The sequence below is a fragment of the Amycolatopsis sp. NPDC114504 genome, assembly GCF_055633595.1.
The window spans coordinates 520,231-538,682 of sequence record NZ_JBVKDU010000006.1 but is presented as its reverse complement, the minus strand read 5'-3'; the positions used below and the strand labels follow the sequence as shown (position 1 = coordinate 538,682).

General features: G+C 70.3%; 18 protein-coding genes. 13 read left to right on the top strand and 5 right to left on the bottom strand.

Annotated elements, in window-relative coordinates; genetic code table 11:
* Positions 1–45: 45 nt before the first annotated feature.
* The gene (locus ACZ7PG_RS44310) at positions 46–1,089 is read right to left on the bottom strand and encodes an MBL fold metallo-hydrolase (protein WP_470245205.1); all 1,044 of its coding nucleotides are present in this window, start codon (positions 1,087–1,089) and stop codon (positions 46–48) included.
* A gap of 104 nt (positions 1,090–1,193) precedes the next feature.
* The gene (locus tag ACZ7PG_RS44305; protein WP_470245204.1) at positions 1,194–2,018 is read right to left on the bottom strand and encodes an LURP-one-related family protein; all 825 of its coding nucleotides are present in this window, start codon (positions 2,016–2,018) and stop codon (positions 1,194–1,196) included.
* A 134-nt stretch (positions 2,019–2,152) separates the two neighbouring features.
* On the opposite strand from ACZ7PG_RS44305, the gene ACZ7PG_RS44300 reads away from it, so the two are divergent.
* From ACZ7PG_RS44300 to ACZ7PG_RS44285, 4 genes are all read left to right on the top strand, one after another.
* On the top strand, positions 2,153–3,190 hold the full coding sequence (locus ACZ7PG_RS44300; RefSeq protein WP_470245203.1) for a uroporphyrinogen decarboxylase/cobalamine-independent methonine synthase family protein: 1,038 nt from the start codon (positions 2,153–2,155) through the stop codon (positions 3,188–3,190).
* Positions 3,191–3,273: 83 nt separating this feature from the next.
* Complete coding sequence (locus ACZ7PG_RS44295) at positions 3,274–3,978, top strand: hypothetical protein (protein ID WP_470245202.1); 705 nt, start codon at positions 3,274–3,276, stop codon at positions 3,976–3,978.
* An 11-nt stretch (positions 3,979–3,989) separates the two neighbouring features.
* Positions 3,990–6,185 carry an NAD-dependent DNA ligase LigA gene (ligA, locus tag ACZ7PG_RS44290; protein WP_470245201.1) on the top strand — a complete coding sequence of 732 codons (2,196 nt, stop codon included), beginning with the start codon at positions 3,990–3,992 and terminating at the stop codon, positions 6,183–6,185.
* Positions 6,178–6,672, top strand: a complete 495-nt coding sequence (locus ACZ7PG_RS44285; protein ID WP_470245200.1) for a GNAT family N-acetyltransferase — start codon at positions 6,178–6,180, stop codon at positions 6,670–6,672. The genes ligA and ACZ7PG_RS44285 overlap by 8 nt, the downstream gene beginning before the upstream one ends.
* A gap of 55 nt (positions 6,673–6,727) precedes the next feature.
* Here ACZ7PG_RS44285 and ACZ7PG_RS44280 read toward each other — a convergent pair whose 3' ends face one another.
* Positions 6,728–7,381 (bottom strand): ACT domain-containing protein, encoded by a 654-nt coding sequence (locus ACZ7PG_RS44280; RefSeq protein WP_470245199.1) that lies wholly within the window; start codon positions 7,379–7,381, stop codon positions 6,728–6,730.
* Between the two features lie 236 nt (positions 7,382–7,617).
* On the opposite strand from ACZ7PG_RS44280, the gene gatC reads away from it, so the two are divergent.
* The 8 genes from gatC to ACZ7PG_RS44240 all read left to right on the top strand — a co-directional run bounded on the left by gatC (position 7,618) and on the right by ACZ7PG_RS44240 (position 15,781).
* Positions 7,618–7,917 (top strand): Asp-tRNA(Asn)/Glu-tRNA(Gln) amidotransferase subunit GatC, encoded by a 300-nt coding sequence (gatC, locus tag ACZ7PG_RS44275; RefSeq protein ID WP_470245198.1) that lies wholly within the window; start codon positions 7,618–7,620, stop codon positions 7,915–7,917.
* Entirely contained in the window at positions 7,914–9,431 is a 1,518-nt protein-coding gene (gene gatA, locus ACZ7PG_RS44270; RefSeq protein ID WP_470245197.1) for an Asp-tRNA(Asn)/Glu-tRNA(Gln) amidotransferase subunit GatA, read from the top strand. Before gatC ends, gatA begins: the two co-directional genes overlap by 4 nt.
* The gene (gatB, locus tag ACZ7PG_RS44265) at positions 9,428–10,933 is read left to right on the top strand and encodes an Asp-tRNA(Asn)/Glu-tRNA(Gln) amidotransferase subunit GatB (RefSeq protein ID WP_470245196.1); all 1,506 of its coding nucleotides are present in this window, start codon (positions 9,428–9,430) and stop codon (positions 10,931–10,933) included. Before gatA ends, gatB begins: the two co-directional genes overlap by 4 nt.
* An 8-nt stretch (positions 10,934–10,941) precedes the next feature.
* On the top strand, positions 10,942–11,478 hold the full coding sequence (locus tag ACZ7PG_RS44260) for a hypothetical protein (protein WP_470245195.1): 537 nt from the start codon (positions 10,942–10,944) through the stop codon (positions 11,476–11,478).
* A gap of 400 nt (positions 11,479–11,878) precedes the next feature.
* Positions 11,879–12,976, top strand: a complete 1,098-nt coding sequence (locus ACZ7PG_RS44255; protein WP_470245194.1) for a Gfo/Idh/MocA family protein — start codon at positions 11,879–11,881, stop codon at positions 12,974–12,976.
* Positions 12,973–13,893 carry a DUF6807 domain-containing protein gene (locus ACZ7PG_RS44250; RefSeq protein WP_470245193.1) on the top strand — a complete coding sequence of 307 codons (921 nt, stop codon included), beginning with the start codon at positions 12,973–12,975 and terminating at the stop codon, positions 13,891–13,893. The genes ACZ7PG_RS44255 and ACZ7PG_RS44250 overlap by 4 nt, the downstream gene beginning before the upstream one ends.
* Positions 13,890–14,642 carry a cupin domain-containing protein gene (locus tag ACZ7PG_RS44245; RefSeq protein WP_470245192.1) on the top strand — a complete coding sequence of 251 codons (753 nt, stop codon included), beginning with the start codon at positions 13,890–13,892 and terminating at the stop codon, positions 14,640–14,642. Before ACZ7PG_RS44250 ends, ACZ7PG_RS44245 begins: the two co-directional genes overlap by 4 nt.
* Complete coding sequence (locus ACZ7PG_RS44240) at positions 14,639–15,781, top strand: Gfo/Idh/MocA family protein (RefSeq protein WP_470245191.1); 1,143 nt, start codon at positions 14,639–14,641, stop codon at positions 15,779–15,781. Before ACZ7PG_RS44245 ends, ACZ7PG_RS44240 begins: the two co-directional genes overlap by 4 nt.
* A gap of 1 nt (position 15,782) precedes the next feature.
* Here the strand turns inward: ACZ7PG_RS44240 and ACZ7PG_RS44235 are convergent, their stop codons facing one another.
* Positions 15,783–16,235 (bottom strand): hypothetical protein, encoded by a 453-nt coding sequence (locus tag ACZ7PG_RS44235; RefSeq protein WP_470245190.1) that lies wholly within the window; start codon positions 16,233–16,235, stop codon positions 15,783–15,785.
* A gap of 33 nt (positions 16,236–16,268) precedes the next feature.
* Positions 16,269–17,477 carry a PQQ-dependent sugar dehydrogenase gene (locus ACZ7PG_RS44230; RefSeq protein ID WP_470245189.1) on the bottom strand — a complete coding sequence of 403 codons (1,209 nt, stop codon included), beginning with the start codon at positions 17,475–17,477 and terminating at the stop codon, positions 16,269–16,271.
* A 65-nt stretch (positions 17,478–17,542) separates the two neighbouring features.
* Between ACZ7PG_RS44230 and ACZ7PG_RS44225 the strand changes: the two genes are divergently transcribed.
* Positions 17,543–18,451, top strand: a complete 909-nt coding sequence (locus ACZ7PG_RS44225; protein WP_470245188.1) for an NAD(P)-dependent oxidoreductase — start codon at positions 17,543–17,545, stop codon at positions 18,449–18,451.
* Position 18,452 lies beyond the last annotated feature (1 nt).

Sequence of the window (18,452 nt, the reverse complement as noted above, 5' to 3'; positions counted from 1 at the left end):
TAACTGCGACGGCGTGGCTACCCGCGGTGCTGGCTGAGGTGCCGCTCAGGGTGTCGTGTAGTGGCGGACGCCATCGACGGCTTGGGCGGTCAGTTTGCCCTGGGATACCAGCAGGTCGAGGTGTGCCGCTGTCTCCAGGACTGCGAGCGTCTGGTTGAACGAGTCCATTTCGGACAGCTTGCGGTTGCGGCGGGTCCAGCCGATCCGGTGCGCGGCCTCGAATGCGGTGCTCGCGCCGGCCGCTATCTGGGAGCCGATCGTTTCGAGGCGTTGCCGATGGTGTTCCAGCAGTTCGTCGACCCGCGTGTGCACGCTTTCGGAGACGGGACCGTGCGCGGGAAGCATGCGGCGGTCGGGCATCGCGCGCACCAGGCGCAGTGAGTCGATGAAGTCGTTGAGCGGCAACTCGGCCGGCACGGGTTGGAATCCGATCGAAGGCGTGATGTGCGGCAGCACGTGATCGCCGGAGAACAGCAGATCGGCGGTGTCGTCGATGAACACGACATGGCCGGCCGTGTGGCCGGGCGTGGCGACGACGTCGAACGCGCGGCCGGGCAGGATCGAACGTCGTCCCGGAGTCAGCCACTCATCGGGCGCTTCCCAAAGATCGGCTTCCGTGTGCCGCCGGTCCGTGCCGAAATCGCGGGCCAGGGCTTCGACGACTTCGCGGGCGCCGGCCTGGAACAGCAGGTCGATCTGAGCTTCCATCGGCAGCCGGTCAGGGTTGCCGGAAGCCTTCAGCGATGGCTCTTCGTCCTGTCCCAGAGCGATCTTCGAGCCGAATTCTCGACGAAGGACGACAGCCTGCGAATAGTGATCGCGGTGCACGTGGGTCACGAGGAACTCGCTGACATCGGCGAGCTCCGCGCCGATTCCGCTGAGCGCGTCGGCGAGCTGTTGCCGCGCCACGGTCAACGCCCAGCCGGAGTCGATCAGGACCAGCTTCTCGCCGTCGGTGACCGCGTAGACGTTGACCGCGCGCAGAGCATCGTTGGGTAGGGGCAACGGGATCCGATAGACACCGGCCGAGACCTCGTAGATCCCGGGCTCGGTCCAGTTCCTGTCGACGCTTTCCGGCAACGGTTCCACGGTGACCTCCGGCCCGGCGAGACTGCGGTGTCCCGGCCTTCAATCACCCTGAGCCGTGCCGGGCGCGCTGTCCACCTGGAGCAGCTGAGACGCCGGTCACTCGCTCAGTTGGTGTCCTGCTTCAGGGCGGTGTCGATCGTGAGCGCCGCGGCGACCACCATGCTGGCGAGCGGATCGGGCAGCGGGTGGGGGACCTCGACGACGTAGTTGTCGGCGGTGGTGAAGGCGGCCTTGAGGAAGCCGCCCCACGTCTTGGTCACGCGGGCGACCTCGGTGTCGGTGTGGTCGCGGATCGAGAAGTTCCAGGCACGCCAGTTCTCGGCGAAGATCCCGCCCACCGTGTGGCCGTCGACGACGAAGCCGAAGCGGATCTTCCCGAAGACGTTCTCCTGGACGATCTCGCCGATCGGGGTCTCGTCGGCCCGCGTGACGAGGAACCGCGACTTGAAGACCTTGGCGGGCCGGGTCACCTTGAGCACGGTGCTGTGGTTGGCGTCCCGGACCTCGAACTTGTGGGTCAGGAACTGGTCGTAGTTGGTCAGGAGGCGGATCGCCTTCTTCAACGTGCTTTGCCCTACCTGGACGACTCCGCCGATCCGATTGCCGTGCTGGTCGAAGACGCCGAACTCGTTGGCCATCTCGATCAGCTTCGCGCGCTGGTTGACCACCAGGACCGGCTCGGTGAACAGAGTCCCACCGCCGGCGCGTGCGGCGCCTCGGCCGCGGGTCGCGCGATTGACCTGGTCTTGGACACGCGCCGGGTCGTGGGCCCGCTCGATGTCCAGCTCGATCCGCTCGGAGTCGCTCGTTGGTGGTGTCTGCTGGGCGGGCCTGGTGTTGGCGGTCCAGACCCGGCCGTCCCACCAACGGTGCAGACGGGGGTCCCGCGCGTCGGGATACCAGCCCGGTTGCGGTGGCGAACTCGTCATGGCGGGTGAGCCTAACCGCGTGGACCCCGTCACGGTGCCGGTAACGGCAAATGCGGCGTATGTCTGTCTCCGGGCGGCCCGGTGCGGCAGCCCGGTCGGCGTCACCGGCGGGTGGTCGACCAGAATCGGTGGTCGTGAGTGAGCGAGTTTGGCCCAGCGGTGCCGCGACGGCGATCGGATCGATGCCGGGCACGGACCCCGCGGAAGCGGCGGCGATCGTGTTCGGCGAGCTGCCGGACTTCCCGCACCTGCCGGAGCTGCCGGCCCGCGGCGTCGGTGCCGACATGCTTGGCCGGACCGCCGCGCTGCTGGTCGACCTGGCCGTCGAGGTCGTCCCGAGCGGCTACCGCGTCGCGGCGCGGCCGGGGCACGAGCACCGACGGGCCGTCGACCTGCTGCGGTGGGATCTCGACGCTCTGCAGGAGGCACGGGAGAAGGCCGGAGCAACCCCGCCGGTCTTCAAGGTCCAGCTGGCCGGTCCGTGGACACTGGGTGCCGGGATCGAGCTGCCCCGGGGGCATCGGGTCCTCACCGACCACGGCGCCTTGCGGGACTTCACGTCCTCCCTGCTGGACGGCCTCGCCGGGCACGTCGCGGAGGTCCAGGCCAGGACCGGGGCGCCCGTGGTCGTCCAGTTCGACGAGCCGTCGCTGCCCGCGGTACTGGCCGGTGGCCTGTCGACGCCGTCCGGTTACGGGAACGTTGCTGCCGTGCCGGAGCCCGAGGCACGTGACCTGCTCTCGACGGTGATCGACGGCGCGAAGGCGATCACCGGCCGGCCGGTGATCCTGCACTGCTGCGCCGCGAAGCCGCCGCTCGGCCTGCTGCGCGAAGCCGGTGCCGACGCCCTGGCGTTCGACCTCGCCGCGCTCGACGGCGCATCCGCTGCGTTCCTCGATGAGATCGGCGAAGTCTGGGACGGCGGGGCGACGCTGTTCCTGGGCGCTGTCCCGACAACGGAGCCCGCGTCTCCGTTGACCTTGAAAGACGTCGGCGAGCCGGCGTTCCGGCTGGCCGACCGGCTCGGCTTCAACCGGAGCGTCCTCGCCGAACGCGCGGTGCCGACGCCCGCCTGCGGCCTCGCCGGCGCCACGCCCGATTGGATGCGTCGCACCCTCTCGCTGACGCGTGATCTCGGCAAGGCCTTCGTGGAGCCCCCCGAAGGCTGGTGACGGAATTCGGCAACTCGCCGACGTCCACTCCGCCCGGCCAGTAGCGTGGCGGGTAGCCGACCGAACGAGGACCACCCTTAACCATGCGCCTGTTCCGCCGCAAGAGCACCGTCGCCGATCCGCCCGACCCGCGCACCGCGTGGCCCGAGCAACACGTGCCGGAGGACCCGGCGGCCGCCGGGGCGGCGTTCTGGCACGGCTGGTACGACCTGCTCCCGATGGTCAGCGCGGCGCTCGGCGAGGGTGAACCGCACCGGGTCGAGCACGAGCTCTGCCAGCTGGTCGAGGCGCTGCACCCGCGGCTGCACTTTTCGCTCGAACGTGGTCGTCGGTCGATCTACGCCCTGGTCGTGACCGGTCAGGAGGACCCGGAGCTGCGGCCGTTCACCGACGCGTGGCGGGCCGCCGCACCGCCGGCCGACGCGATCTGGGAGTACCACGACTCCGTCCCGCCCGTGCCCGATCCGACGGAGGTCACCGTCAACCTCGGCGAGCACCGGATCGCGCTGGCCGACGTCCGGGTCGTCGCCCAGGTCGACGAAGACGAGCACGTGGTCGACGTCGCCGTCTTCCACCCCGGCTTCGGTGACCTCGACGAGGCCGCCCGGCAGACCATGACGTTCCTGCCGCTCGACGCCACATTGGGTGAACGGCTCGCCGCCGAGCGGCTACGGCGCGTGGAGACCGCGGCGGTCGAACCGGCCGGCGCGATCACCCTTCTGGAGTTCCGTGAACTGGTCCGCGGACTGGGCGACGGCACCGCCGAAAATGTCGGTCCTGCCGACTAGAGTTACTGCCCGTGAGCAGCACCGAACTTCCCCAGGACCAGGTCGCGGCGGTTGACGCCCCGGTGGCCGCCGAGGACGTCACCGACGTCCCGGCCGAGGTCCGCGAGCGGCACGCCGCCCTCGCGGAGGAACTGCGTAACCACCAGTTCCGCTACTACGTCCTGGATTCGCCGATCATCTCCGACGGGCAGTTCGACGAGCTGCTCGGCGAGCTTCAGGGGATCGAGGATGCGCACCCGGCGCTGGTCACGCCGGAGTCGCCGACCCAGCGCGTCGGCGGCACGTTCTCGACCGAGTTCACCGCGCACGACCACCTCGAACGCATGCTCAGCCTGGACAACGTGTTCGACCGGGACGAGTTCCTGGCCTGGGTGGAGCGCGTCGAGAAGGAGGTCGGGCGCACCGAGTTCCTCGCCGAGCTGAAGATCGACGGCCTGGCCATCAACCTCTTGTACGAAAACGGCCACCTCACCCGTGCGCTCACTCGCGGTGACGGGCGGACCGGCGAAGACGTCACGCTGAACATGCGCACGCTGGACCAGGTGCCCGAGACGCTCACCGCGACCGAGCAGTTCCCGGTGCCCGCTCTGGTCGAGGTGCGCGGTGAGGTCTACTTCCGCGTCGAGGACTTCCTCGAGCTGAACGCGAAGATGGTCGAGGCGGGCAAGCCTCCCTACGCGAACCCGCGCAACACCGCGGCCGGTTCATTGCGGCAGAAGGACCCGAAGATCACCCGCGAACGCCGGCTGCGGCTGATCTGCCACGGCCTCGGCAAGCGCCAGGGCTTCGAACCGCAGCGTCAGTCGGAGGCGTACGACGCGCTGGCCGCGTGGGGGCTGCCGGTGTCGCCGCACAGCAAGGTCCTGACCACGGCCGAGGAGCTCACCGACCACATCACGTACTGGGGTGAGCATCGGCACGACGCCGAGCACGAGATCGACGGCGTCGTCATCAAGGTCGACGAGGTCGCGCTGCAGCGACGGCTGGGTACGACGACGCGCGCGCCGCGGTGGGCGATCGCCTACAAGTACGCGCCGGAAGAAGCGATCACCACGCTGCTGGACATCCAGGTCGGTGTTGGGCGAACCGGGCGGGTGACCCCGTTCGCGGTCACCGAGCCGGTCACGGTCGCGGGGTCGACCGTCGCGCGCGCCACCCTCCACAACCAGGAGGAAGTGAAGCGCAAGGGCGTGCTGATCGGCGACCGGATCGTCATCCGGAAGGCCGGCGACGTCATCCCCGAGGTGCTGGGGCCGGTCGTGGACGCGCGCACGGGCGACGAGCGCGAGTTCGTCATGCCCACCCACTGCCCGGAATGCGGTACCGAGCTCGCCTACCAGAAGGAAGGCGACAAGGACATCCGCTGCCCGAACACGCGGTTCTGTCCCGCGCAGCTGCGGGAGCGGCTCTTCCACCTGGCCGGGCGCGGCGCCTTCGACATCGAGGTCCTCGGGTACGAGGCCGCGGTCGCGCTGCTCGATGCGCGGGTCGTCGCCGACGAGGGTGACGTCTTCGACCTGAACGAGGACAGCCTTGCCGAGGTCGAGCTATTCCGCACGAAGGCCGGCGAGTTGTCGGCGAACGCGCGAAAGCTGCTCGCGAATCTCGACGTGGCCAAAGATCGACCTTTGTGGAAGGTGCTGGTCGCTTTGTCGATCCGGCACGTCGGGCCGACCGCGGCGCAGGCGCTGGCCCGCGAGTTCGGCTCGGTCGAGCGGATCGAGCAGGCCACCGAAGAGGAGCTCGCGGATGTCGACGGCGTGGGCCCGACCATCGCGCATGCGACGCAGGAGTGGTTCGAGGTCGGCTGGCATCGCGAGATCGTCGAAAAGTGGCGACGCGCCGGTGTGCGGATGGAGGAGGAGCGCGACGAGTCGATTCCGCGCAACCTCGAGGGCCTGTCGATCGTGGTGACGGGCTCGCTCGACGGGTTCTCCCGCGACGAGGCCAAGGAGGTCATCATGGCCCGCGGCGGCAAGGCCGCCGGGTCGGTCTCGAAGAAGACCTCGTTCGTTGTCGTCGGGGATTCGCCTGGTTCGAAATACGACAAGGCCGTGCAGCTCAAGGTGCCGGTGCTCGACGAAGCCGGCTTCCGGGTCCTGCTGGAGCGGGGGGCCGAGGCGGCGCAGGAGGTGGCGTTGCCGACCGGCGACGAGACCGCCTCAGAGGAGACAGCCGAAGGCGAGGCCGGGGAGTCGGATGGGTGATGTCGAGATTCGGCCACCGCGGCCCGAGGAGTACGCCGCGGCGGGCGAGGTCACGGTTCAGGCTTACGACGTCGATGGTCACTTGGCCGACGACGTCGGGTACGACGCGAAGCTGCGTGACGTCGCGAGCCGGGCCAGGCTGGCCGACGTGCTCGTCGCCGTCGATGCGGCGGGGGAGGTGCTCGGCACCGTCACCGTCGTGCGGCCGGGGTCGCCGTACGCCGAGATCTCGCGTCCCGGGGAGCTGGAGTTCAGGATGCTCGCGGTGGTGCCGTCGGCGCGTGGTCGTGGTGTCGGCGAGGCGTTGACGCGGGCCGTGCTCGACCGTGCGCGGGCGCTGGGCGTCCCGAAGGTCGTGCTCAGCAGCCTCGACCGGATGCACGCCGCGCACCGGCTCTACGAGCGTCTCGGGTTCGCACGGCTGGCCGAACGGGACTGGCGGCCGTTCCCGGGCATCAGCTTGATCGCCTACCAGATCGACGTCTGACCTGGCGTTCGTCGAAAAGGGGACGCGGCCTCGTCCCCTTTCGGCAACGCACGGGCTAGCCGTCGAGGACGACCGCGACGATCCCCGCGAGGTGGGCGAGCCGGGCGACCTCGGCCGCTCGGAAAGCCGGGCCGCCGGGGCGGGCGACGAGCAGCGCCTTGCCCGGTTTGCCCAACGGCGTCGCCGCCAGCTCGGTGCCCAGCTCCTGCCACGTCTCCGGGATCCAGGCTTCTTCGCTGTCGAGAACCGTCGCGCGCTCGAGCGGTAGCCAGGGCAGGTCCGTGATCGGGGTTTCCGGGGCGGCGCTCGACGACGCCAGCCGGAGGGCGCCGGTCTCGGAGTGCTCGACGATCATTGCCCAGCCGGCGCGCACGATGCGGGGCACACCTTCGGCCAGGATGTCGAGGCCGGACTTCGGCTGCGCGGCGATTTCTTCGACAAGTTCGAGCTCGCGATGCGTGTCCAGCACGCCCGCGTAGGGGCGGACCGCGTCCACTTCGACGCCTTCGACACTCTCCGCCGCCGTGATGAGCGCGTCGGGCAGCCGGCCGGACGGGAGCTCGACCACCAGGTCGTCCACCGCCACTCCGGTACCGCGCTCGACGACGTCCACGCTGAGTATGTCGGCGCCTACCGTGCCGAGCGCCGTGGCGACCGCGCCGAGGGTCCCCGGGCTGTCCGGAAGGAGGACCCGGATCAGGAACGACACCACGCGCCCCTCTCGCCTCTGGCGTCCCAGCCTTGCCGTGGGACGCTTGATGCCGGTCGCCGATTGTGACAGACCCACCCGGCCCGCGGGACCCACTGTCCGCCGGGCGGGATGCCAGCGTCGCCGGACGGCACCCGGCCTGCGCCGGGCGTAACCCAGTCGAGTCCGCCGACGTCGTCACCATAGACTTGCAGCTTCCGAGACAACCCGCACAGCACAACCCGGGAGTCACCCGCGTGCCCAACATTTCCCGAGACGAGGTCGCGCACCTCGCGAAGCTGGCCAGGCTGGCCGTGACCGACGACGAGCTCGACGTCTTCGCCGGCCAGCTCGACCAGATCCTGGACTCGGTGGCCAAGGTGAGCGAGGTCGCCGCCGCCGATGTGCCGCCGACGTCGCACGCCGTGCCGCTGACGAACGTCTTCCGGCAGGACGTCGTCGTCCCCGGGCTCACGCAGCAGCAGGCGCTGTCCGGTGCGCCGGCCGCCGAGGACGGGCGTTTCCGGGTGCCGCGGATTCTGGGGGAAGAGCAGTGACCGAGCTCATCAAGCTGACCGCCGCGGAACTGGCGGAGAAGATCCACGCGCGCGAGGTGTCCGCGGTCGAGGTCACGCAGGCCCACCTGGACCGGATCGCCGAGGTCGACGACCACATCCACGCGTTCCTGCACGTCGACACCGAGGGCGCGCTGGCCGCGGCCAAGGCCGTCGACGAGGGCATCGCCGCGGGCAACGCTCCCGCGTCGGCGCTGGCCGGCGTGCCGCTCGCGCTGAAAGACGTCCTGACCACCGAGGGCATCCCGACCACCTGTGGTTCGAAAACGCTCGAAGGCTGGATCCCGCCGTACGACGCGACCGTGACGCGCAAGCTGCGCGAGGCCGGTGTCGTGATTCTCGGCAAGACGAACATGGACGAGTTCGCCATGGGGTCGTCGACCGAGAACTCGGCGTACGGCCCGACGCACAACCCGTGGGACCACGCCCGCATCCCGGGCGGGTCGGGCGGCGGCTCGTCGGCGTCGATCGCGGCGTTCGAAGCCGCCATCGCCATCGGCACCGACACCGGTGGGTCGATCCGGCAGCCCGGGTCCGTCACCGGCACCGTCGGGGTCAAGCCGACCTACGGCGGGGTGTCGCGGTACGGCCTGGTCGCGTTTTCGTCATCGCTCGACCAGGCTGGGCCCTGCGCGCGGACGGTGCTCGACGCCGCCCTGCTGCACGAGGTCATCGCCGGGCACGACCCGCTGGACTCGACCTCCATCGACGCGCCGGTGCCGCCGGTGGTCGCCGCGGCCCGGCAGGGCATGACGGGTGACCTCAAGGGCGTCAAGGTCGGCGTCGTGAAGGAGTTCGGCGGCGACGGCTACCAGCCGGGCGTGGAGCGGTCGTTCCAGGCCGCGGTCGAGCAGCTGCGTGCGCTCGGTGCCGAGGTCGTCGAAGTGTCGTGTCCGAACTTCGTCTACGCGCTGCCCGCGTACTACCTGATCGCGCCGAGCGAGTGCTCGTCGAACCTCGCCCGGTTCGACGCCATGCGCTACGGCCTGCGCGTCGCCGACGATGGCACGCACAGCGCCGAAGAGGTCATGTCGCTCACCCGCGAAAAGGGCTTCGGCGCCGAGGTCAAGCGGCGGATCATGCTGGGCACCTACGCGTTGTCGTCCGGCTACTACGACGCCTACTACGGCTCGGCGCAGAAGGTGCGCACGCTGATCACGCGTGACTTCGCGGCCGCCTTCGAAAAGGTCGATGTCCTCGTTTCGCCCACGACGCCGACCACGGCGTTCAAGATCGGCGAGCGCGTCGACGACCCGATGGCGATGTACCTCGCCGACCTGTGCACGATCCCGTCGAACCTGGCCGGCAACGCCGCGATGAGCGTGCCGAGCGGGCTGTCCGACGAGGACGGCCTGCCAGTCGGCCTGCAGATCATGGCCCCGGCGCTGGCCGACGACCGGCTCTACCGGGTCGGCGCCGCCTACGAGGCCGCGCGCGACGCCGCCGCCGGCGGGGCGCTCATCCACAAGGTCCCGGAGCTGGGAGGAACGAAGTGACTGCCGTGGCCGAGTTGATGGACTACGCCGACGTCATCGAGCGGTTCGACCCCGTGCTGGGGCTCGAGGTGCACGTCGAGCTGAACACGAACACGAAGATGTTCTGCGGCTGCGAAAACGAGTTCGGCGGCGAGCCGAACACGAAGGTGTGCCCGACCTGCCTCGGCATGCCGGGTGCGCTGCCGGCTCTCAACGGCAAGGCCGTCGAGGGCGCGATCCGGATCGGCCTCGCGCTGAACTGCGAGATCGCCGAGTGGTGCCGGTTCGCGCGGAAGAACTACTTCTACCCGGACATGCCGAAGAACTTCCAGACGTCGCAGTACGACGAGCCGATCGCCTTCAACGGCTACCTCGACGTCACGCTCGACGACGGCGAGGTCGTGCGCGTGGAGATCGAGCGCGCGCACATGGAGGAGGACACCGGCAAGTCGCTGCACGTCGGCGGCGCCACCGGCCGGATCCACGGTGCCGAGCACTCGCTGCTCGACTACAACCGCGCCGGCGTGCCGTTGATCGAAATCGTCACGAAGACGATCGAGGGCACCGGCGAGCGGGCGCCCGAGGTCGCGCGGGCGTACGTGTCCGCGCTGCGTGACCTGCTGCGCGCGCTCGACGTGTCGGACGTCCGCATGGACCAGGGCTCGCTGCGCTGTGACGCGAACGTCTCGCTGATGGCGAAGGACGCGACCGAGTTCGGCACCCGCACGGAGACGAAGAACGTCAACTCGCTGCGCAGCGTCGAGCGCGCGGTGCGGTACGAGATGACGCGGCAGGCGGCGATCCTCGCCGGCGGCGGCTCGATCAAGCAGGAGACCCGGCACTTCCAGGAGGCCGACGGCTCCACGTCGCCCGGCCGGACCAAGGAGACCGCCGAGGACTACCGGTACTTCCCGGAGCCCGACCTGGTCCCGATCGCGCCGTCGCGCGAGTGGGTCGAGGAACTGCGCGGCACGCTTCCCGAGATGCCGTCGGAACGGCGGAAGCGGATCCAGCAGGAGTGGTCGCTTTCCGACGAAGCCCTCCGTGACCTCCTGAACGTCGGCGCTGTCGACCTCGTGGCGGCCACGGTCGAGGCCGGCGCGTCGCCGGACGAGGCCCGCGGCTGGTGGGTCAACACGCTGGCGCAGGAGGCGAACGCCCGCGAGGTCGAGCTGGCCGACCTGCCGATCACGCCGAAGCAGGTGGCCGAGGTCATCGGGCTGGTTTCCTCCGGCGAGCTGACGAACAAGCTCGCCAAGGAGGTCGTCCAGGGCGTGCTCGCCGGTGAGGGCGAGCCGCGCGAGGTCGTCGAGAAGCGCGGGCTGAAGGTCGTCTCGGACGACTCGGCACTGCTCGCGGCGATCGACGAGGCCCTGGCGGGACAGCCGGACGTCGCGGACAAGATCCGCGGCGGCAAGGTGGCCGCGGCGGGCGCGATCGTCGGCGCGGTCATGAAGGCGACCAAGGGACAAGCTGACGCCAAGCGGGTCCGCGAGCTGATCATCGAGCGCGTCGGTTCCTGACCGTTTTCATGACACAGCCGTTTTCCGTCAAGAGCGTCACCTGGCGCGAGTGGCTCGGCCTGGCGGCCGGGCTGCTCGCGCTGGGCTCGATGTTCCTGCCGTGGACCACGCTCAGCACCAACAAACCGGACATCGAAGACATTCTCTCGCAGTTGGACCACAGCGATGTCGTCCGCGACGCGTGGCACTCGACCTTCTTCGCGTGGTGCCCGCCGCTGCCCTTGCTGCTGGCCGGGCTGGTCGTGGTCTTCTTCGGGCGAATCAGGAAAGCGCGGGTCAGTGGCCTGCCGCACCTGTGGCTGGCGGTCGCGTTGGCGTCGCTGCTGCTGATGGTGATCGGCTGGTTCACGCTGGACTGGGAGTTCGACGAGGACCAGCGTGGCATCTTCGAGGCCGCCGGCATCGCAATCGGCCCCGGCTTCGGCCGGTTCCTCGGGTTCCTGGCCGCGCTCGTGTCGGGCGTGGCCGCTTTCTTGGACATGCGAGCGGCGCGGGCCGAGAGCCGGCAGCCGCGGAAACGTGAGCCTCGTAGTAAGAGTCGCTGACCGGTTTCCGGCAACCTGCGCCGGTTGAGGTGATCGCGGGGCGCCGCCGGGGTTGTGCGGCGACGGCCGCGCTGTTGAGAGTCGCCGGCCGTGGGCGCATTTCGTGGTCGGCTGGGCGGGCTGAGTCGTCCGTTCCGGTCCATGGCCTCTGGTGACAACGTTGACATTCTTGGCGGCCGTTGCGTGAGAAAGCGCTTTCTGAGACGGTCGAGGGGCGAGCCACCAGAGGGAGTGGGCGAACGGTGGGAGGTGCCGGCGACGTCGCCGGGGGTCCGCGCGGCGATCGAAACGCGTCGGCGAAGGAGCTGCCCGAGGGAGGCGCGCGGGGGACTGAGGCGGGCGTCCGCGGAGCACATGTCGACGTTCCGAGGGGGCGAAGCTGGTGTGGAGGGAGTCCGGGTTGGCTCAGGGAAAGCTGCGGGTTGCCGTCGTCGGGACTGGGGCCATTGCCGACAGCCACCGTGCCGCCTATCAAGCCCACCGCGACGATGTCGATCTCGTGGCCGCCGCCGATGTCGATGAGGGTCGGGCTCTTGCCTTCTGTTCGACCACCGAGCACGCCAAGCCCTACCCGGACCTCGGCTCACTGCTCGCCGAGCAGGAACCTGATCTCGTCTCGATCTGCACTCCGCCCGGGCTGCACGTCGAACAGACCAAACAGGTCCTCGGGAGCGGCGCCTGGGTCTGGTGTGAGAAGCCGCCTTGTCGTTCGCTTGCCGAATACGACGAGATGACCTCCGTCGAAGTTGACGGTGGGCCGTACGTCTCCTTCGTCTACCAGCAGCGGTCCGGCTCCGCCGTTGCCCACTTTCGGGAACTGCTCGCGAAAGGGGAACTCGGGCGTCCGCTCGTCGCGCATTGTCAGACCACCTGGTACCGCGATGCCGCTTACTACGCCGTCCCGTGGCGTGGGCGTTGGACGACCGAAGGTGGTGGACCCGCCATGGGCCATGGCATCCACCAGATGGATTTGCTGCTCCACCTGCTCGCCGACGACGATGGCGGCGCCGGGGACGGCGAGTGGGCCGAAGTCCAGGCGATGACCGCGCGGCTCGTGCACGACGTCGAGACCGAGGACGTCTCCACCGCGCTCGTCCGGTTCGGGTCCGGGGCGCTCGCCACCGTCGTCAACAGTGTCCTTTCACCCGATGAGGTGAGCCGGATCCGGATCGACTGTGAGCGGGCCACCGTCGAGCTCGCGCACCTCTACGGTCACGTTGCCGAAAACTGGCGGTACACCCCCGCGCCGGACGTTGCCGGAATACTGACGACACCGGCCGAGGACGTCGGCAGCTCGCACGTCGCCGCCTTCAAGCCTGTGTTGGAAGCCTTCCGAGCCAAAAAGCGACCACCGTGCAGTGGCGCCGACGGGCGGCGGGTTCTCGAGTTCGTCGCCGCTCTCTACAAGGCCGCCTTCACCGGGCAAATTGTGCGCCGCGGTGAGATCGGGCCCAAGGATCCCTTCTACCTGGGAATGGCCGGGGTGAGTGCGGGATGAGCGCCGCGATCACCGTCACGCACCGGCACGGTGACCGCGTGACCGTCGAGGCCGGCGGGGTCCCGCTCATGTCCTATGTGTACAAGCCCGACCCCGTCGCCTACGAGTCGCGCAAGCCCTATACCCACCCGCTGCGCACCCTGCGCGGCCGGCGCGTCAGCGGGTACCGGCCCGCCGACCATCGGTGGCACAAGGGCCTGCAGATGACGTCGAGCCACCTGTCCGGCCAGAACTTCTGGGGCGGCCACACCTACGTCCCCGGCCGCTGGTACCAGGACCTGCCCGACCGCATCGGCTCGATGCGCCACGACGGGTTCGCCGGCTTCACCGTCGGCGGCGACCGGCTGACCTTCACCGAACGGCTCACCTGGGTGGCCCACCGCGGCGACGAGTGGGCGCGCGAGCGGCGGGACATCGTCGTCCACTCCGTCGAACCCGGCGAAGGCGCCTGGGCGATCGACTGGGGCATCGAACTGACCAACGTCCGGGACACGCCGCTCGTGTTCGGCAGCCCGACCACCGCCGGCCGCGAGCAGGCCGGGTACACCGGGCTGCACTGGCGGGGCCCGCGTGACTTCAGCGGTGGCCGCGTCTTCGGGCCCGGTGGTCTCGGCGGCGACGACATGATGGGCGCGCAGGCGCCGTGGCTGGCCTTCGTCGGCGAGCACGACGACGTCGACGCGCACTCGACGCTCGTCTTCGCGCACTCGCCGGAAAACGACGACGCCATCCACGAGTCGCACTGGTTCGTCCGAAGCAAGGAGACGCCCATGGTGGCGTTCTCGTGGGCGTTCTTCGAAGAATTCGTCCTCCCGCCGGGAGAAAGCTTCACGTACCGCTACCGGGTCGTTGTCGCGGACGGCGCGTGGGACCGCGATCAGGTGACCGAATACCTCGACAGGCACGGATGGTCATGAACGAATTCCCGCTACCGGGTGGCATCGGCGTTTCGCACTTGCGGGCCTACGACTGGGAAGCCGAGGATGGCGTGTGCGGCGGCAGCCCGCACCTGCACCTCGCTTGCACCGAGGCCTATGTCGTCACGGCCGGACGAGGTGCCGTCCAGACGTTGAGCGCCGACGGGTACGCCGAGACGCCGCTCGAAGCCGGCGTGATCGCGTGGTTCGCGCCGGGGACCGTCCACCGGATGGTGCAGGGCGGCGGCCTGCGCGTCACCGTTCTCATGCAGAACAGCGGCCTGCCCGAGGCGGGCGACGCCGTGTTCACTTTTCCACCAGACGTGCTCGCGGACGCGGAGACCTACGCCGAGGCCGCCGCGTTGCCGAAAACCGACGAGGGTGCCAAAAGGCGTCGTGACCTGGCGGTTCGCGGTTACCTGCCGCTGCGCGAAGCGCTGCTGGACGGCGATCCGGAGCCGTTGCGGACTTTTCACCGGGCGGCCGTCGCGCTGGTGTCGCCGAAAATCGGAGACTGGGTACCGCGCTGGCAGGCTGGGGCGCTCAAGGCCGCCGAACTGACCGGCGCACACCTCAAGGCACTCGCCGACGGCGACGGGAGCCACCTCGACCAGTCGGGCGTCCGCGTCGCGACGCCGTCGAACCCCGACGGCTACGGCATGTGCGGGCGTCGCGCGGAATACGACATCCCGGGTGTCACCTCGCCGTACGGCGAGGAAGCCCTCGATCAGGAAGGCCGTCAGCGATGAACCAGACCGCCATCGGAGTGCTGCTCAACGGCGTCACCGGCCGGATGGGTTACCGGCAGCACCTGCTCCGGTCGGTGCTGGCCATCCGCGAGCAGGGCGGCGTCGAGCTGCCCGACGGCACCCGCGTGCAGCTCGAACCGATCCTCGCCGGGCGCAACGCGGCGAAGCTGAAGGAACTCGCCGATCGGCACGGCCTGACCGCGTGGACGACCGACGTCGATTCGGCGCTGGACGACGTCCGGATCTACTTCGACGCGCAGCTGACGTCGGCGCGCGAACCATCGGTGCGGGCGGCGATCGCCGCGGGCAAGCACGTCTACGCCGAGAAGCCGCTGGCCGACACGCTCCCGGCGGCGCTGGAGCTGGCCGGGCTCGCGCGGGACGCCGGGATCTGTCACGGCGTCGTCCACGACAAGCTGTTCCTGCCCGGGCTGCGGAAGCTGCGGCGGCTGGTCGACGGCGGGTTCTTCGGCCGGATCCTGTCGGTGCGCGGCGAGTTCGGCTACTGGGTCTTCGAGGGCGACTGGCAGGAGGCGCAGCGGCCGAGCTGGAACTACCGCGCCGAGGACGGTGGCGGCATCGTGCTCGACATGTTCTGCCACTGGAACTACGTGCTGGAGAACCTCTTCGGCCGCGTCGAGGCCGTGACCGCGAAAGCGACGACGCACATCCCGCGTCGCTGGGACGAGCAAGGCGAGGCGTACGCGGCGACGGCCGACGACGCCGCGTACGGCATCTTCGAGCTCGAGTCGGGGGCCATCGCGCAGATCAACTCGTCGTGGTCGACGCGGGTGTTCCGCGACGAGCTCGTCGAGTTCCAGGTCGACGGCACCGAGGGCAGCGCCGTCGCCGGCCTGCGACGATGCCGCGTCCAGCACCGCTCGGCGACGCCGAAGCCCGTGTGGAACCCGGACCTGCCGGCCACCGAGCCGTTCCGCGACCAGTGGCAGGAGGTGCCGGACAACGCCGAGTTCGACAACGGCTTCAAGGCGCAGTGGGAGGAGTTCGTCCGGGACGTCGTCGCCGGGCGGCAGCACCGCTACGACTTCTTCTCGGCCGCCCGCGGGTTGCAGCTCGCGGAGGCCGGGCTGACGTCGTCGGCCGAGGGACGGCGGGTGGAGCTGAAGCCGCTGACGTAGGTCAGTCGACGGGGGTCCGGGGCGCTTCGAGAACGCGGTGGAGGTGGGAAGTGCTTCCCTCGTGGTCGATCCGTGTCCGGAACCCGGCTTTCGCCAGAACGTCCAGCAAGGCCTCGGCGACGACCTTCCGCGCGTCGAGAACGTACCTGAGCAGCGGGCTGCTCGCGTCCTGGGCCCGCAGTACCGCGCGGTAGTTTTCCGTTTCCGTGACCGGGGCCCGCCAGCTGATCTCCACGCCGAACGGGTGGGACTCGTGCACCCTGATGTGCGCCCCGGTGGGATAGGGATGGAAATCGGCTTCGCGGAGAACCGAGGCGGCGAATCCCATCCGGGTCAATTCGACTTCGACCGCCCGGGCGAGTTCGAGCCAGGAATCGACCGCTTCGGCCGGCGCGCGATAGTCCGGGTCGTTTTCCGAACGGGATCTCTCGTGGAACTGGAAAGGGTCGGTCACGTCGCGAGGTTAGCGCGGGCGATGTCGCCGCGGTCAGTCCTTGCCGTTGCCGCCGCCGGACGTCGCCGGCGTGATCAGCACGACGCGGTCGTCGCTCGAAACCGGTGTGCCGCCGTCCTTGTTGACCGTGCCCGCCACCGCGAGCTGGGGGTTGATCATGCTCATCCCGGCGAGCCGCCCGAACGTCTCCGGCGGCTTGCCGGTCTTCCCGTCGAGGCTCACCGTCGGCTTGCCGCTGATCGCGCCTTCCGCGGTCACCGGCAGGTTCTGCAGGTTTCCGGCCAGCGACATCCCGACCGAGACCGAGCCGTTCGCGTCGACGAAGTCGGCGCAGCCCGCGACCCCCGGCTTGTCCGGCCACGTCCACGCCGGCGTCGACATCGGCTGCCCGGCCTGGACCCGGTAGATGGCGTCCTTGTCGGCCAGCCGGTCGGTGACCCACACGCGGCCGCCGTCGGCGGAGGCGCACAGCCCGCCCGGCGCGTGCAGGCCGGCCGCCACGGTCAGCGAGCCCTGCGGGTTGCCCGCCGCGGCCTTGCCGGACGTGTCGATCCGCAGCACCTTCCCGGCGAGGGAGTTCGGGTCGGCGGCGGCGTTCGGGTTGCCCGCGTCGCCGGTGGCGACCAGCAGCGCGCCCCGGTTGTCGGCGCTGATCGTGCCGCGGTTGCCGGTCGCGCCCTTGGGGATGCCGGTGAGCACCGGCTTCGCCGCCTGACCCTTGGCGAAGCGCACGACGCGGTTGTCCGTCGCTGTCGTCACATAGGCGAACACGAGCTGGTCCTCGACGTACGACGGCGAAAGCGCGAGGCCCGTCAGGCCGCCGTCCCCGGCCGCCTCGACGTCGAGCTTCGCGAAGTCCGTGGCGTCCTTGCCCGCCGTCGCCAGCAGCACGCGGCCGCTTTTGCGCTCGCCGGCCAGCGCGCTCGGCGTCGAGCCGTCACCCGGCAGGCCGGCCACCGCCGCGACGGTGTCCAGGCAGGTCGCGATCACCGACGGGTCGAAGTCCTTGCAGCCCTGCGGCGGCGGCACGGGCGTGGCCGACTGGCCGGGCCGCGCCTGCCGGCCGTCACCGCCGGAGTCCGCGCCGGGGCCCTGGACCTCGGGCGGCGACTCGGGGCTGGGCACGGGCGCGGGGCTGAAGGTCTGGCCGGCCGCGGTGTCGTCGAACCGCGCGCACCCGGCGGGCAGCAGGACGCCGCAGGCCAGGATCGCCAGCAGGGTCGAGCGGTACCGGGTGCGCATGATCGCCCAGCCTAAGGGCCGGTGCGTGAACCATGGGTGAGTACTCCTCGATTACGGTGAGGATCATGACGCTGACCGTGCTGGTGCCCGACGACGAGGGCCTGACCGTGCTCGCCGAGGTGCCGCGGGTCCTGCCCGTCCGCCACCAGTGGGGCGAGCAGGTGCCGCCCGAGGCTGCGAAAGCCGCGGTGCTCATCCCCGGCAAGCACCCGCCGGGCGAGGAGCTGTGGCGCGCGCTGCCGAACCTGAGGCTGATCCAGCTGCTTTCCGCCGGCGCCGAAGACTGGGTCGGCAAGGTGCCCGACGGCGTCCTGCTGTCCACCTGCCGGGGCGCGCACGGCGGGAGCAGCGCCGAGTGGGTCGTCGCGGCGCTGCTGTCGATGTACCGGAAGCTGGACGTCTTCGGCGCGGCGCAGCGCGAAGGGCGGTGGGAGCGACAGAGCACCGACACGCTGCAGGGCAAGCGCGTGCTCGTCATCGGCGCCGGTGACCTGGGGCAGCACCTGCGGCGGCGGCTCGAGCCGTTCGACGCGCGCTGCACCATGGTCGGGATGACCGCGCGGGACGGCGTGCACGGCGTCAAGGAGCTGCCGGCGCTGCTCGGCCTGCACGACGTCGTCGTGCTGATGGTGCCGCTGACCTCGCGGACGCGCGGGATGGTCGACGCGGAGTTCCTCGCCGAGATGCGAGACGGCGCGGTGCTGGTCAACGTCGCCCGCGGCGCCGTCGTGGACACCGACGCCCTGGTCGCCGAACTGGCCACGGGCCGGCTGCGCGCCGCGCTCGACGTCACCGATCCCGAACCGCCGCCGCCCGGGCACCCGCTCTGGACGGTGCCGGGGCTGCTGCTCACCCCGCACGTCGGCGGGGCCGTGCGCGGGGTGCGGGGCCGGTCGTACGCCGTCGCCGCGGCCGAGATCGCGCGGTACGCCGGCGGGGAGCTGCCGGACAACCTCGTGCACGGGGAGTACTGAC

Coding starts and splice junctions, on each gene's coding strand:
- ACZ7PG_RS44305 (WP_470245204.1), bottom strand. CDS start 2,018: ATGACGAGTTCGCCACCGCAACCGGGCTGGTATCCCGACGCGCGGGAC.
- ACZ7PG_RS44295 (WP_470245202.1), top strand. CDS start 3,274: ATGCGCCTGTTCCGCCGCAAGAGCACCGTCGCCGATCCGCCCGACCCG.
- ACZ7PG_RS44285 (WP_470245200.1), top strand. CDS start 6,178: ATGGGTGATGTCGAGATTCGGCCACCGCGGCCCGAGGAGTACGCCGCG.
- ACZ7PG_RS44260 (WP_470245195.1), top strand. CDS start 10,942: ATGACACAGCCGTTTTCCGTCAAGAGCGTCACCTGGCGCGAGTGGCTC.
- ACZ7PG_RS44250 (WP_470245193.1), top strand. CDS start 12,973: ATGAGCGCCGCGATCACCGTCACGCACCGGCACGGTGACCGCGTGACC.
- ACZ7PG_RS44245 (WP_470245192.1), top strand. CDS start 13,890: ATGAACGAATTCCCGCTACCGGGTGGCATCGGCGTTTCGCACTTGCGG.
- ACZ7PG_RS44240 (WP_470245191.1), top strand. CDS start 14,639: ATGAACCAGACCGCCATCGGAGTGCTGCTCAACGGCGTCACCGGCCGG.
- ACZ7PG_RS44230 (WP_470245189.1), bottom strand. CDS start 17,477: ATGCGCACCCGGTACCGCTCGACCCTGCTGGCGATCCTGGCCTGCGGC.
- ACZ7PG_RS44225 (WP_470245188.1), top strand. CDS start 17,543: ATGACGCTGACCGTGCTGGTGCCCGACGACGAGGGCCTGACCGTGCTC.